Here is a 15,152-nt window from a genome sequence, read left to right on the forward strand (position 1 = left end):
CTCAAAAATAGATAGTTTACGCTTCATTCATCATACCCCAGATTGCAGAAGTTTTACAAATTTTTTTACAACAGCCAGGCCCTCCTGCTTCGTCTCTGCCTGACTGAGCAGCGGCTCTGCCTTGCGAATCGTGTCCAGCAATGCGCTGCCGACAATGACCCCGTCACAGTGCGGCGCAAGTGCTGCCACTTGATCGGGTGCGGAAATGCCGAATCCAACTGCTACTGGCACGTGTGCATAACGCCGCACAGCTGCCAGGAAATCTGTAATGTCCTCACGTAGCTCGCTACGTACCCCTGTCACACCAAGAGACGATACACAGTAGATAAATCCCTGTGCCTGCTCGGCAATCATCTGTACCCGCTGCGCGGACGTAGGGGCGACAAGCGAGATGAGCGGGCGGCCGTATTTCCCCCCCAGTGCGTTGATCTCTTCCGCTTCTTCAAATGGCAGGTCCGGGATGAGAATGCCGTCAATCTCTGCCTTCTCCATCGCGTCATACAACCGCTCCGGACCAAATCGCAGCACCGGATTGATGTACGTAAACAAAATGACTGGAATGTACACCCCGGCCTTACGCATGTCACGCGCCAGTTCAAGCGCACGTTCCATCGTTACACCGTGGGCGAGCGCCTGTGCAGACGCGTTCTGAATCGTTGGACCGTCCGCGAGTGGGTCGGAATATGGTACCCCAAGCTCAAGAATCGAAGCGCCCGCCTCCTGAAGAGCCAAAGCAAGGTCAACGGTATACTCTGGTGCTGGATAACCGGCCGTCATAAATGGGATAAATGCCGGTTTTCCAGCGTGAAATGCGGCTGCGATTCGCGCCGCACCGTGCCCGGCTGTCGTATTCATGCTCATAACTGTGCGCCCCCTTCTTCTCGTTCATAAATCTGTGTGACATCTTTATCTCCGCGCCCAGACAGGCAGACAACGAGTACTGTATCTGTGCTTAGTGTAGGAGCAAGCTTCACTACTTCCGCAATCGCATGCGCACTCTCAAGCGCCGGGATAATCCCTTCGGTCGTACATAACAGACGGAGTGCATCAAGCGCTTCTATATCGGTTACCGCATGATACGATGCCCGACCACTGTCGTGCAAATGTGCATGTTCCGGTCCGACACCCGGATAGTCAAGCCCTGCCGATACGGAATATGGCTCGATGATCTGCCCGTTCTCATCCTGCAACAAATACGTCATCATGCCGTGCAACACGCCTCGGCTGCCTTTGGCGATGGTCGCCGCATGCTTCTCTGTGTCTACCCCCTGCCCGGCCGCTTCGACACCAATCAACTTTACATCGGCATCATTCAGGAATGGATAGAACATTCCCATCGCATTACTGCCGCCGCCCACACAAGCGACAATGTAATCCGGTAGTCGCTCTTCTACACGCATGATCTGCTCGCGTGTCTCGTCTCCAATCACCCGCTGAAAGTCACGCACCATCTGCGGATACGGATGCGGTCCCACAACCGAGCCAATCACATAAAACGTCCGGTCCACTGTACTTACCCAGGAGCGAATCGCTTCACTTGTTGCATCCTTCAATGTGCCCGTTCCCGATGTAACCGGCACAACTTCGGCTCCAAGCAGCTGCATGCGGAATACATTGAGCTGTTGACGTCTCATGTCTTCTTCGCCCATGTATACTTTGCATGACAGCCCAAGACGCGCTGCGACGGTCGCAGATGCAACACCATGTTGACCCGCTCCTGTCTCCGCGATAATCTCGGTTTTCCCCATCCGCTTTGCCAGTAGGCCCTGTGCAAGCGCATTGTTAATTTTGTGTGCGCCCGTATGGTTCAAATCTTCCCGCTTCAAATAAATGCGCGCGCCCCCAAGTTTCTCCGTCAGCCGCTCCGCGTAATAAAGCGGAGTCGGACGTCCCGAATATTCACGCAACAAATACTGCAATTCTTCGAGAAATGCCGGGTCACCTATCGCTTCCTGATATGCTACTTCCAGCTCATCAAGTGCATTCACAAGTGTTTCTGGCACATAGCGGCCACCGTGTGCGCCGAATCGGCCTTTACTTTTATAAACTGTCTCTGTGTTCATATGCGTTCATCCTTTCGATCAACGTGCGAATTTTGTTCAGATCCTTCCGTCCATCTGTCTCTACCCCACTGGAGAGGTCAATACCGTCCGGCTTGTGCCCAGCAAGCAATTCGACTGCATTGCCTGCATGAATGCCCCCTGCCACGAACAGTTCGACCCCGTGCTCATGGCACCAGCTACGATACGGTGCGATGCGCTCCCAGTCAAAAGTTCGACCTGTGCCACCTGACTGTCCGGGTATGGCCGTATCCAGCAGCAACATATCAATGATCTCACTGTATGGTGCAAGCTCTGCGATGTCGTCTTTCCCTTCCATAGACAGTCCGACCGCTTTTGTAATACGGCAGTGAAATTTGTCTTTGACAGCCTTGCAGAAAGCAGCCGACTCCATGCCATGCAGTTGTACAATCGCAAGCGGCTGTTCACGAAATACAGCATCGATTTCTTCTAGAGAAGGATTGACGAACACACCCGCTGCCTTAGCACCTGCCGGAATATGACTGGCAAGTGCACCCCACTGTTCCGGTTCAATCCGGCGGCGGCTCGGCGCGAAGACGAATCCGATCTGATCCGGTACAAGCCGTTCTGCCGCCATTTGCTGGAGAGTGTCTTCTTCTGTAATGCCACAAATTTTCAGCTTTGCTTTCACAGTCCGTCTGCCCCCACACGGGATTGTGTCTGACCGACCAGGCTTATAACCGCCTGTGTCACATCAGCTTGACGCATAAAATGCTCTCCCACCAGCACACCGTCTACGCCGGACGCTGCCAGCTCAGCAATTTGCTCGGGCGCATAAATCCCCGACTCACTAATCTTTACAATCGAATCTGGAATATCAGAGAGCAGATCAAACGTCGTCGTAAGAGAGGTCGTAAATGTTCGCAAATCCCGGTTATTCACACCGAGTAAATCCGGTTCGATCGCCCCAAGCACTGTATCCAATTCAGACGCAGTATGCACTTCTACCAACACTTCCATCCCGAGCGCCCGCGCTTCTTCTGTCATCTCAATCATCTCGGTACGCGTTAGAATCGCAGCAATTAACAGCACCGCATCCGCCCCATTCGCTCGCGCTTCGTACAGCTGGAACGGGTCAATGTGAAAATCTTTGCGCAAAAGTGGTGTTGCATGCGCCACTTCCTCCCGGATGCGGCGCAAATACGACAAGTGTCCCTGAAAAAAATCTTCATCTGTCAGCACAGACATCGCCTCAACGTCCGCTTCTGTATATGCACGCGCAATGGTAAGTGGATCGAAGTCCGGACGAATCAGCCCTTTAGATGGCGATGCTTTTTTCACTTCCGCAATGACCCCGACCGCACGAGTTCGCCCTGTAAACCGCGCTTTCATCGACCGACACGGCGGTTGAATCGCAATGATTCGCTCCAGCTCCGCCTGCGGTGTTTCCTGTTTACGCTGTATCACTTCTTCTTGTTTTCTCGCTGTAATTTTACGAAGCATGGCTAACTCCTCCTGTTACTTGAATGATCTGTTCCAGCTTTTGCTGTACCCGTCCAGAATCAAGCAGCTCACTCGCAAGCGCTACGCCTTCGTGAATGGATGCGGCACGGTTGCTTACATACAGAGCCGCTCCGGCATTCAGCACAACAATATCACGGTACGCTCCACGCTCGCCTGCCAGTATGCGTTGAATAATCTCCGCATTGGCTTTAGCACCTCCACCCGCGACTGCCTCTATCGGATACACCGGAAGTCCGAATTCTTCTGGATGGATGATGCGTGAGATAACCTCGCCACCAGACACTTCGACCACATGGGTAGGGCCGCTAATGCTAATCTCATCCAGTCCATCCGCTCCCGTTACAACAAGCGCATGTTGAACACCAAGTTCGCATAGAGCACGTGCCGCGCTTTCTCCCATCTGTCTATCATATACCCCCATCAGCTGCCGATCCGCTCCTGCCGGATTTGTCAGAGGACCAAGTAAGTTAAATACCGTACGAATGCCAAGCTCCCGCCGGACGCCCGCTGCGTATTTCATCGCCGTATGATAAGTGGGTGCGAATAAAAAGCATACATCTGTTTTCTTCAAGCACTCTGCTGCCGCCTCCGGTGTCCCGGTAATCGTGACGCCGAGTGCTTCAAGCACATCAGCACTGCCGCTTTTGCTTGATACCGCCCGATTACCATGCTTGGCAACACGTGCGCCGCCTGCTGCTGCTACAAGAGCCGCCGCCGTGGAAATGTTAAAAGAAATGCCGCCGTCTCCTCCTGTCCCACACGTATCGACTAGCCCTTCGCCCATATTTGGAAATGAAATCGCTTTGCCACGCATTGCCCGCGCAAATCCAATAATTTCACTCACGGTCTCACCTTTGATCCGCAACGCTGTTAAAAAAGCCGCAATGCGAGCAGGTGGCACCTCACCGCTCATAATGCTCTCCATCGCTACCTGTGCGTTCGTACTCGATAACGACTCTCCTCTCATCACTTGCTCCAACACTTGCTTAATCATGACTTCTCATCTCCTCTAAACTCGTCATTTTCTCAGCTAGCGCTAACGCATGAAACATCGCCTGCGCCTTATTTCTCGTCTCTTCATATTCACTCTCTGGTACGGAATCAGCCACAATGCCTGCTCCCGCCTGCACGTACGCCATCCCGTCTTTGCATACAATCGTACGAATTGTAATGCACGAATCTAAATTGCCACAGAAGCTAAAATACCCAACCGCTCCCGCATAAAAACCGCGTGCCTCTCCTTCCAGCTCCGCAATAATTTCCATCGCTCGAAGCTTCGGCGAACCGGATACCGTCCCTGCCGGGAAGCAAGACAAGAGTGCATCGAACGGCTCTTTATCGGAAGCAAGCTCTCCACATACGTGCGATACGATATGCATAACGCGTGAATAATACTCTACTTCCATCTGCTGTGTGACCTGCACGCTGCCATAACTTGCAACGCGCCCAACGTCATTGCGCCCAAGGTCAAGCAGCATAAGATGCTCGGCCAGTTCCTTCTGATCCGCAAGCATATCAGCCGTAAGTGCGGCATCTTCTGCTTCGTTTTTGCCGCGTGGCCGCGTCCCAGCGATCGGACGGGTTTCGACTTTGTCACCCGTCACTTTCACAAGCAACTCGGGTGATGTACCAACAACGGACGTTCCTTCTGCTTCAAAATAATACATATACGGCGACGGATTCGTCAGGCGAAGAATCCGGTAAACGAGCAATGGATCTGCCTCTGACGGTGCCGCAAACCGCTGAGATAACACGACTTGAAAAATATCCCCTGCTGCGATATATTCTTGGGCTCGCTGCACCCGGTCTATGAACTGCTCTTTCGTCATGTTACTTGTAATCGACAGCGCCGCCCCTTCTCGCGGGATCGGACCCATGTGAGAAAGTCGAGTAGAAGAAGCAGTCAAGCGCTTCACAATCCGTTCAATTCGGCTGCATACACCTATGTATGCCGTCTGAAGTTCTGCCTCCTGTGCGTTATCTGGCACAAGCAGATTAACAATCACGCTTACTTCCTGGCGCACATGATCATACGCGATGACTTCATCAACGAACAGCAAATTCATCGTATCAAGTGCTAATTCGTCATGGGCTACTTTCGGCAATGCCTCGACAAACTGGAGCGTATCATAGCCGAGAAACCCAACCGCTCCCCCGGTGAAAGGAGGCATATCAGCAAGTCGTGGGCTGCGGAACTGATCAATGAGCGTGCGCAGCTCCTCAACAGGATTGCCTGGATATACTGTGCCGACTTCGCCTCGACGATACACATGCAGCGCACCATCCCGCACCCGGCATTTTAAAAACGGGTTCAGACCAATAAACGAATAGCGTGCCCAGCGCGTGCCGCCTTCCACACTCTCTAGCAAAAACGAATCCGGCTTACGCACGGTTTCATATAACTGAATGGGGGTCGCCTGATCGGCGAGAAATGAATAGCGAATGGGAATAACATTGTACGTACTGCCATGGTGCAGCACCTCTTCAAAAGATGGGGTATACATAGGGGAACCTCTCCTTTTCCGTTTATTCAGAAAAAGAGGAGTAAAGAGGGAAACCTATAAAACTGTATACAAAAAGGCCCGGAGCGCATACTCCGGACCTTCAATCTGTTCCGTTCATACGTAAACAGACGGTCGCCTCTCCGCTCAACTCTTCTCTTCTACTACTTCCTCATCTATCGCTCTCAACTTGCTCTCAACTAAACGCTAACCATACTGCTCACTTAACTGGTACTAAGCATAAACGTTCTTACCTATTGCTGTCAATTACTATTTTGCTTCGGCACGCAAGTCCGGTCTCAGAGCCGCAGCGCCTCCAAGAAATACATGACGCACCTCATGAATAGACTTTTCCGTGTTTACCAACATCATCACACGAACGCACTTGGCGAGACTTCCGGGAACGGGAATCTCGTTCGAGCAAAGAAGCGGCACAAGGTCCCATCCTTCAATTGCGCGTATTGCTCGTGCCGGAAATGCCGCATCCAGATCATGCGTGACGGTGATGATCACACTAGCCACATCATCTGCATGCAATTCATTGACCGCAATCAATTCATGCATTAACTGGCCTGTCGCAGCCAAAATACTACTCTCTTCATTCGCATCGACTGTAATCGCGCCGCGTATTCCACGTACTGCCATTACGCTTCTCCTCCTTCATACAGTTCGGCGAGCACAGCGCGCACCGGTTCTTCTTCTATGTTTTTATAAATATCAACTTTCCCAATCGCGGTTGGCAATACAAATACAAGCTTACCGCCCTCGCCTTTCTTGTCGCGGCGCATTACATCAAGCATCTCGTCCACATCAAGCGGAACCGGAAGCGCAACCGGAAGGCGATATTGACGCAGCACACGTACAGTGCGCTCACTTATATTCTCGGCAAGCCCCAGACGTTCTGCAAGGCGGGCAGCAGCGACCATACCGATCGCAACTGCTTCGCCATGATTAATGCCCTTATACCCGGTCAGTGCTTCAAACGCGTGACCGAACGTATGACCAAGATTCAAAATAGCGCGTAGTCCCTGTTCACGCTCATCCTGTGATACGACGGCAACCTTCACACTGCAAGCACGAAGCAAGGCTGCCTGCAGCAGTTCATGGTCGAACGCCTGTAAGCCATCGGCATTCTCCTCAAGCCATGTCACAAACGACGCATCCCAGATCAAGCCGTGCTTGATCACTTCTGCGAATCCAGACGCTACTTCACGCGGTGGAAGTGTGGTCAGCGCATTTGTATCATACGCGACGAGCTTCGGCTGGTGGAACGCACCAATAATATTTTTGCCGAGTGGATGATTCACGGCCACTTTGCCCCCGACACTGCTATCATGGGCAAGCAACGTGGTTGGCACCTGCACAAACGCGACACCGCGCATGTACGTTGCCGCAGCAAAGCCCGTAAGGTCACCAACGACCCCGCCTCCAAGTGCTAGGAAGGCGGATTTGCGGTCTAATCCTATTGTAAGCGCCTCTGTCATAATCTGCTCATAGATTGCCAGACTTTTCGCTTCTTCTCCTGCCGGAACGATAAAATGGTGGACGGCATAGCCGCCCTCCGTTAACAGCTGCACTGTATCTTCTAGATACAGCGGCGCGATATTTTGATCCGTTACGACAAACAGTTTACGCCCCGGTGCGATGCCTGCTTGTTGCAGCAGATCGGCAAGCTTCTGCCGCACACCTGGTCCGATCCAGATCGGATATGAACGCTCTCCAAGTTCTACCGTCAGACACTTCATGTCTTAAAACTCCTTTATGTGCGACAAATAAGCAGCATAGTTCGCTTTCATCTCTTCTAGCGAATCAGAACCAAATTTCTCGCACAGTGCATCCGCCAGCGTAAAGCTAACCACAGCTTCTGCCACCACGCTTGCCGCCGGTACGGCACAGCTATCAGAGCGCTCAATTGTCGCTTCGAATGTTTCTTTCGTATCGATATCCACGCTTTTCAGCGGCTTATACAGCGTTGGGATCGGCTTCATCACACCGCGCACGACAACCGGCATTCCATTTGTCATGCCGCCTTCAAGGCCACCCGCACGATTCGTGCTGCGTGCATATCCCTTTTGCTCGTCGAGAACAATCTCATCATGCACTTGCGAGCCCGGACGTGCCGCTGCTTCGAATCCAATGCCAATCTCTACACCTTTAAACGCCTGAATACTCATCATCGCCTGCGCAAGGCGTCCATCGAGCTTGCGATCCCACTGCACATGCGAACCAAGTCCGATCGGCAGCCCGTCTGCGATTACTTCGACGATGCCGCCAAGTGAATCACCGTCTGCTTTTGCCTTATCAATTAGATCCATCATGCGCTGGCCCGCTTCTGCATCAAGACAACGTACCGGAGACTCCTCTGTAATCTGGATTAATTCATCCATGCTTACTTGCACCGGCTTCGCTTCCACTTCGCCAATCCGCAGCACATGTCCACCGATTGTAATATCAAACTGTTCTAACAATTGGCGAGCTACAGCACCGACCGCTACGCGAATTGCTGTTTCCCGCGCACTGGAACGTTCCAGGATGTTGCGCATGTCTCGCTGGTTGTATTTCAACGCACCGTTGAGGTCAGCATGTCCCGGACGCGGACGTGCTACGCGCCGTTTTTCTTCGTATTCATCTGGATTAACCGGAGACGGGCTCATGATTTTTTCCCAGTGTGCCCAGTCTTTATTTTCGACAACCAGGCAGATTGGTGCGCCTGTTGTTTTTCCATGACGTACACCGGCTGCAATCTGCACCTGATCTTTTTCAATCTGCATACGGCGACCGCGTCCGTGTCCTTTCATACGGCGCAGCAATTGCTCGTTAATTTTTTCAATCGAAAGGGGAACGTTTGCAGGAACACCTTCGATGATGGCCGTCAATTGAGGACCGTGTGATTCCCCTGATGTCAAATAACGCATGTTCTTCCTCCAACCTTACTTATTTTTAAAAGCTATTATAGTATAGCGGCGGGAAAAATCATAGTGTCGAGCTGGAAAAAAGGGAACTGGCTTGATGATTTGTGGCTGCACAAAGTGTAGTGGGAGAGCGTGGGAAGGGATGAGCCTATCACTTCATTACGCTTGCGTAGAAAATATAACTGGCCGCTTCAGGTGACAGGCGAACTCGCCCACAAAAAGGGAGCGAAGAAGAAATTCAGCGAAGTATTGTGGGCAAAAGCCCGTTCACCCGTCCCCTTCCGCTAGGAATTCGCGTAAAAGCGTTCTATGTCCATCCCTTCCCACGCTCTCAATCAACTTTGTGCAACTCACCATCAAGCACAGCCTTTGTAGCTTTTTTATTTTGTGAATTCCAACTTCGTTTGGGAGGAGAGAAGAGGGAAGCAAGAGAGCGCCTGTACGCTTGTTCCCCAGCGGAAGGAGAACGGCGAACGGGTCTTTGCCCGCAATGCTTCCGCGAAAAAACATCGTGGGAATCTTTTGCGGGCACGTTCGCCGGGCTCCTGAAGCGGCCAGCCTACACATCCCTGCCAAGCGTACCGAAGCGAACGGCTTCCCTCTTCTCTTCCTCCCACCACCAAAGTTACGATTCCACACAAACAAAAAAACCCGTGCTCCGAAAAGCACGAGGTTAACCACACGCTACATTTTGCGATAGAAGAAAGTGTCTTCCGGCTCAAAACCATACTGTTGCGGCTGGAAGATCTGCTCGGTGCTGCCGACGAACAGCACACCACCCGGGCGAAGAGCGGCAGCGAATTTGTGATACAGTTCGTTTTTCGCTTCCTCTGTGAAATAAATCATCACGTTGCGGCAAATGATGAGATCAAAATTATGGTCGAAAGAATCTGCCAGCATGTTGTGGCGCTTGAACTTGATCAAGCGCTTGATGTCGTCTGATATTTCATACATGACGCCATCTTTGCGGAAGTATTTAGCCACCAGGTCTTTCGGTGCATCCTGTAAGGAACGATCGGTATAAATCCCCCGCTTCGCTTTCGCAATGGCACCTTCATCAAGATCCGTTGCCTGAATATCAATTTCGTGCAGCGGCATGAATTTGGATAGCAGCATCGCAAGCGAGTACGGCTCTTCGCCGGTGGAGCAGGCAGCACTCCAGCACTTAACCTTGCCTTTTTCCTTTTGTAGACGCGGAATGATTTTCGATTCTAGCACCTGCCAGCGGCTCGGATTACGGAAAAACTCAGACACGTTAATCGTCATGCGGTCAAGAAACTCATCAAACAACTCCTGGTTTTTCATCATGCCTTCAAAAAACGCATCGAAGCTATTATAGCCGCGCTTTACGCGCAGTGAGGTGAGGCGACGCTTCATTTGCGCCTCTTTATAAAGCGCTAAGTCAATTCCGGTTTTCCGTTTGACATTGGCGATAAATTGTACAAAATCACGATCTTCCATCCTATGATATCCCCTTATCCTGTTTCACTTGCTGGTTTTCATTTTTCTCCCAAACTATTTCATTCGGCAACTATGTCTTTTTTCCTGCTGTTTACCTACAAAAAAAAGCTCCCGTGATGGGAGCCTTTTCTACAAGCAGATAACTAGATCCATTTGTTAATTGTTTTTTCGTATTCATGCAGATCTGCTTGATTGAACCAGAGGCTGATTTCGCGCTCAGCTGTTTCTGGTGCATCAGAACCGTGAATGATGTTCATGCCCATGCTGATACCAAAATCACCACGGATTGTGCCTGGTGCTGCTTCAGCTGGATTTGTTTTGCCCATCATGTTACGAGCTGTCGCGATTACATTCTCGCCTTCCCATACCATTGCGAATACCGCACCGGATGTGATGAAATCAACGAGTTCACCAAAGAACGGCTTTGCGTTATGCTCTGCATAATGCTCTTCTGCCAGTTCACGTGGCACGTTCATCAGTTTCGCACCAATCAGGTGAAAACCTTTACGCTCGAATCGATTCATAATTTCGCCGATCAGATTACGTTGAACTGCATCCGGCTTTGCCATAATAAATGTACGTTGCTTTGCCATATATACCAAACCTCCAATTGTTTTGTAAACCCATGAATTATGTATCATGCACATATGCACGCATCGAAAATTTTAGCAAAAATACAGGCACTTTGCAAGCTTGTCAAAATTTACGTTCACCAATAAAGCGAGCAATCTTGCCCAGTGCGTCCCGATCACGCCCGGCCGGAAGCCCGTCAAGCGCTGCTAGTGCCCGATCAAGGTAACGCTCGGCCAGACGCTGTGTAAACGCAAGCCCTTCCCCATTACGGACAAATTCAATCACTCGCTCGATCTGCGCGGGATCTTCTGCCAGACGATGGAACTCATCCGCATGCGTACTCTGCTTATGCATATAAAGTGCTGGAAGTGTAATGTTTCCCTGCCGCAGGTCGCTTCCTGCCGGCTTGCCAAGCGTTTTCTCATCGCCGGTAAAATCGAGAATGTCATCTGTAATTTGGAACGCCATCCCGACATTGTAGCCATATAAGTACAGACTACGTACAGCTGAATCTGGCGCACCCGTAGCAATCGCTCCGAGTTGGCAGCTGACTGCGATTAGCAGGGCTGTCTTACGTCGAATACGGCGCAAATAATGACGCAGACCTTGATCCCAATTATTAAAATCTCGAATCTGTTCAATTTCCCCGATGCTCATCTCCACAATCGCCCGCGACAGAATGCGGTGAATGCGTGGGTCAGTCAGCTCAGCTGCAATCATAAGCGCCCGGGCAAAAATATAGTCCCCGGTATACATCGCAATCTTATTGTCCCATTTCGCTTTTACGGTCGGCTTGCCACGGCGCAATTCTGCATCATCAATGACATCATCATGCACAAGAGACGCCATATGAATGAGTTCAAGCGGCACCGCCACATATTTTAACCGTTCAATGTCATACGCACCGAACTTCCCACCAAGAAGCACAAAGACAGGGCGGATCCGTTTCCCCCCTGCTTTGAGCAGATGGCTGGCCGTCTTTTGCAGTACAGGCTCGGCTGTATCAATTGCACGGTCCAGCTCACGTTCGATTTTGTTCATATCCGCTCGAAACGGAAAAAATATATCTGCTAGTTTCATTACGCTCCACCCAACCCGTACTGTATTGCCTATGCGCGCTACACAGCCGGCTGGGCCGAATCTGGGTCCCACACTTCTACTTTTGCAGGCTCTGCCAGCAGACCAAGATCAGCCGCACACGCATAGTAATATTCCAGACCTTTTTTATGTTCTGTCGTAAAATTATAAGACAAATGCCCGGCATAATACTTCTTCCAAAATGGTTCAGTTCCACCGAACTCCTCTTTCACCTGGCGGATCACTTCATCCAGTTCGGCCAGTCCTTTTTTCTTACTGTGTAAAAATTCATGATGCACACGACGGAGAAGTTCCGGCTTCTGGTGTGCCGTTTCCCGACGTACCGCCCATACGGCATACGTCATCCACATGCCCGTATGCCGATACCACATCTCACCCAGGTCATACATATAATACCCCGGGTTATTCCACGATGCCAGCAACGCATCATCCCCGATCAGAAGCGCTCCATCCGCCTGACTCATCATCACTTCCAGATTTGAAGCCATCGTCGTATACACCGGATTCATGCCTTCGAATGTCTGCAGAATAATTCGCAGCAAATTCACCGAGGTTGCCGATGTGTCAGTCAATGCAATATGTGGTTCATGCAAATCGGCAAGGGGCCGCTTTGTGAACAAAAAGATCGAGCCAACCGGACCGTGTGAACTAATCGACAAATCCGGCAACACTTCATACGCTTTATAATTACGTCCATATTCAAAAGATGAAACCGGCCCCGCATCAATCGTCCCCTCTGCCATACCTTTATTTAGCTGCGATGGCACCTGCGGGATAAGTTCTACCTGATTGTCTCCGAATTCATCCAACCGAAAAAAATGATAAATAGGACGAATATTTGTAAATGAAATCTTGCTAATTCTCATACCTGTCATGAAGCTCACTCTCCCCAGCGGCGAAATAAGTCATGTGGCACGTCCAATGTGTCCAAAATTTTGCCAACCATAAAATTAACCAGATCATCCATCGTCTGCGGCTTGTGATAATATCCCGGCATCGCCGGTACGATGTGCGCTCCTACCTGCGCCAGCTTCGTCATATTCTCGAGCTGAATCACATTAAGCGGTGTTTCACGCGGCACAATGACCAGTTTCTTGCCTTCTTTGAGCATAACGTCAGCTGTACGTTCCAGCAGATTCCCGGATGCGCCATGCGCGATGCCAGATAGTGTGCCCATTGAACATGGCACGATGACCATCGCGTCGCTCCGATATGAACCACTTGCCACCGGCGCGGTGAAATCCCGCAGTGTGTGGTAATGCAGCTCACCCGCTTCTGTCGGAAACTGCTCAGCAAGTATACGTTCCCGATCTGTCGTATCAAAGCCAAGTTCCTCATGGAATACTTGCCAGCCTGCTTCGGTCACAATGAGGTGCACTTTATAATCATGACGCAAAAGTTCCTGTGTCAACCTAATACCGTACACAGCACCGCTTGCACCTGTAATTCCAACAACAAAAATCTTTCTCATCTCATCACCAAATCAAGCATCGTGAACGCAAAAACAACTACGCTTAGCACCCCATTCATCGTAAAGAACGCCGTGTTCAGTTTTGACAGGTCATGCGGTGAGACGAGACGATGCTCATAAATAAGAATAAGTGCGGCAATTACAAGTCCAAGCGCAAACCACACATGAAGTCCTGTTGCAAAATAAAGGGCAACAAACCCGATCATCGTAAGAATATGGAATAGACGCGCCAATTTCAGTGCACGGGCAATCCCGAAGTAACCAGGAATGGAATACAGCCCGCGTTTGCGGTCAAACTCCGCATCCTGGCATGCATAAATCACATCAAAGCCTGCTGTCCAGAGTGCGACGGATACAAATAGGAGAATCCCCATCCAGTCCACCCGACCTGTCGTCGCGACCCAGCCGCCTAGTGGCGCAAGTCCAATGGCAATGCCCAGCACGATATGGCACAACCAGGTAAATCGTTTGGTATACGAATAAAACACAAGGAAAAAGACCGCAATCGGCAACAATTTTACCGCTAGCATGTTCAGCTGAGAAGCCGCTACAAACAACAACACAAAAGATGCCACAACAAAAAGAACCACTTCTTTCTTCTGCAGCAACCCAGCAGGGATCGCACGCATTACGGTACGCGGGTTCTCTCCATCAAACTTGTAATCAATCAAACGGTTCAGCGCCATCGCTGCGCTCCGCGCACCAACCATCGCAAGAATCACCCAAAAAATCTGTGCCCAAGTCGGCCATGTTCCATTCACGACAAAACTACCGAGTACAGCTCCCATAAAGGCAAACGGAAGCGCGAAAAGTGTATGTTCAAATTTAATCATCTCAAGGATAATTCGTAACTTGTTCATGATTCGCTCACCCGCTCCTTATGTCCAATGTGCAGGGCAGATACCCCGCCCACGAACAACTTCGTCTCCACATTCACAAGCCCGACTTCACGGAATGCGTCGGCAAGCTTGCGGCTGTCCGGAAAGTTCGTCAGCGAATTCGGCAGCCAGTTATACTCTTCATACTTATTCACCGTCATGCGAGCAACAAACGGAAGAATATTATAAAAATAAAAATAAAAAAGTTTCCGATATGGGGCAAATGGTGGTTTGCTCACCTCAAGCGAGACAACTTGTCCCCCTGGTTTCACGACCCGCATCATTTCACGGATTACCTGCTTGTAATCGGGCACATTACGCAGTGCAAACCCGATTGTTGCATAATCAAATGTATTGTCCGGATACGGAATGCTCATCGCATCTCCATTGACGAGTGTAATCTGGTCTAACTGCTTCGTTTTTATTTTTTGCGCGCCAACATCGAGCATGTTCTGGCTAAAATCAAGCCCGACCACCTCTCCTGTCGGTCCGATCGCTTCGGCCAGACTGATCGTCCAATCACATGTGCCACAGCACAAGTCAATTGCTTTTTCACCCGTTGACACACCCATGCGCTTGTTTGTGTATTCGCGCCAAGCAACGTGCCGTCCAAAACTGATCACGGAATTCATCCGGTCATATTCTTTTGCAATCGATTCAAATACGGAGTGAACATATTCCGCCTTCTTGTCTCCCTGCAAGTTCTCCTGCAT

General features: G+C 50.6%; 16 protein-coding genes. All 16 read right to left on the reverse strand.

Features of this window, described 5'->3' with window-relative positions; all coding sequences use genetic code 11:
* Positions 1-30: 30 nt before the first annotated feature.
* Positions 31-855: a tryptophan synthase subunit alpha gene (gene trpA, locus CB4_RS15100; RefSeq protein WP_096467772.1), complete on the reverse strand. Its 825-nt coding sequence runs from the start codon at positions 853-855 to the stop codon at positions 31-33.
* A gap of 2 nt (positions 856-857) precedes the next feature.
* Entirely contained in the window at positions 858-2,063 is a 1,206-nt protein-coding gene (gene trpB, locus CB4_RS15105; protein ID WP_096466582.1) for a tryptophan synthase subunit beta, read from the reverse strand.
* Positions 2,041-2,712, reverse strand: a complete 672-nt coding sequence (locus CB4_RS15110) for a phosphoribosylanthranilate isomerase (protein ID WP_231956032.1) — start codon at positions 2,710-2,712, stop codon at positions 2,041-2,043. Before CB4_RS15110 ends, trpB begins: the two co-directional genes overlap by 23 nt.
* Positions 2,709-3,524: an indole-3-glycerol phosphate synthase TrpC gene (gene trpC / locus CB4_RS15115; protein ID WP_096466583.1), complete on the reverse strand. Its 816-nt coding sequence runs from the start codon at positions 3,522-3,524 to the stop codon at positions 2,709-2,711. Before trpC ends, CB4_RS15110 begins: the two co-directional genes overlap by 4 nt.
* Positions 3,514-4,539, reverse strand: a complete 1,026-nt coding sequence (gene trpD, locus CB4_RS15120) for an anthranilate phosphoribosyltransferase (protein ID WP_096466584.1) — start codon at positions 4,537-4,539, stop codon at positions 3,514-3,516. Before trpD ends, trpC begins: the two co-directional genes overlap by 11 nt.
* Positions 4,532-6,049 (reverse strand): anthranilate synthase component I, encoded by a 1,518-nt coding sequence (trpE, locus tag CB4_RS15125; protein ID WP_096466585.1) that lies wholly within the window; start codon positions 6,047-6,049, stop codon positions 4,532-4,534. Before trpE ends, trpD begins: the two co-directional genes overlap by 8 nt.
* Positions 6,050-6,316: 267 nt before the next feature.
* Positions 6,317-6,691 carry a chorismate mutase gene (aroH, locus tag CB4_RS15130; RefSeq protein ID WP_096466586.1) on the reverse strand — a complete coding sequence of 125 codons (375 nt, stop codon included), beginning with the start codon at positions 6,689-6,691 and terminating at the stop codon, positions 6,317-6,319.
* Positions 6,691-7,791 carry a 3-dehydroquinate synthase gene (gene aroB / locus CB4_RS15135; RefSeq protein WP_096466587.1) on the reverse strand — a complete coding sequence of 367 codons (1,101 nt, stop codon included), beginning with the start codon at positions 7,789-7,791 and terminating at the stop codon, positions 6,691-6,693. Before aroB ends, aroH begins: the two co-directional genes overlap by 1 nt.
* 3 nt (positions 7,792-7,794) lie before the next feature.
* Complete coding sequence (gene aroC, locus CB4_RS15140) at positions 7,795-8,961, reverse strand: chorismate synthase (protein ID WP_096466588.1); 1,167 nt, start codon at positions 8,959-8,961, stop codon at positions 7,795-7,797.
* Between the two features lie 681 nt (positions 8,962-9,642).
* Positions 9,643-10,419, reverse strand: coding sequence for a CheR family methyltransferase (locus tag CB4_RS15150; RefSeq protein ID WP_096466590.1), 777 nt, complete (start codon positions 10,417-10,419; stop codon positions 9,643-9,645).
* A 143-nt stretch (positions 10,420-10,562) separates the two neighbouring features.
* Positions 10,563-11,012, reverse strand: a complete 450-nt coding sequence (ndk, locus tag CB4_RS15155; RefSeq protein ID WP_096466591.1) for a nucleoside-diphosphate kinase — start codon at positions 11,010-11,012, stop codon at positions 10,563-10,565.
* 103 nt (positions 11,013-11,115) lie between these two features.
* The gene (gene hepT, locus CB4_RS15160) at positions 11,116-12,072 is read right to left on the reverse strand and encodes a heptaprenyl diphosphate synthase component II (RefSeq protein WP_096466592.1); all 957 of its coding nucleotides are present in this window, start codon (positions 12,070-12,072) and stop codon (positions 11,116-11,118) included.
* A gap of 38 nt (positions 12,073-12,110) precedes the next feature.
* Entirely contained in the window at positions 12,111-12,965 is an 855-nt protein-coding gene (locus CB4_RS15165) for a menaquinone biosynthetic enzyme MqnA/MqnD family protein (protein WP_096466593.1), read from the reverse strand.
* A 5-nt stretch (positions 12,966-12,970) separates the two neighbouring features.
* A complete protein-coding gene (locus tag CB4_RS15170) occupies positions 12,971-13,561 on the reverse strand; it encodes a UbiX family flavin prenyltransferase (protein WP_096466594.1) in 591 nt (196 codons plus the stop codon).
* Positions 13,558-14,421 (reverse strand): UbiA-like polyprenyltransferase, encoded by an 864-nt coding sequence (locus CB4_RS15175; RefSeq protein ID WP_096466595.1) that lies wholly within the window; start codon positions 14,419-14,421, stop codon positions 13,558-13,560. Before CB4_RS15175 ends, CB4_RS15170 begins: the two co-directional genes overlap by 4 nt.
* Positions 14,418-15,152: a demethylmenaquinone methyltransferase gene (locus tag CB4_RS15180; RefSeq protein ID WP_096466596.1), complete on the reverse strand. Its 735-nt coding sequence runs from the start codon at positions 15,150-15,152 to the stop codon at positions 14,418-14,420. The genes CB4_RS15175 and CB4_RS15180 overlap by 4 nt, the downstream gene beginning before the upstream one ends.

The sequence above is a fragment of the Aneurinibacillus soli genome (assembly GCF_002355375.1).
GTDB classification, from domain to species: Bacteria; Bacillota; Bacilli; order Aneurinibacillales; family Aneurinibacillaceae; genus Aneurinibacillus; species Aneurinibacillus soli.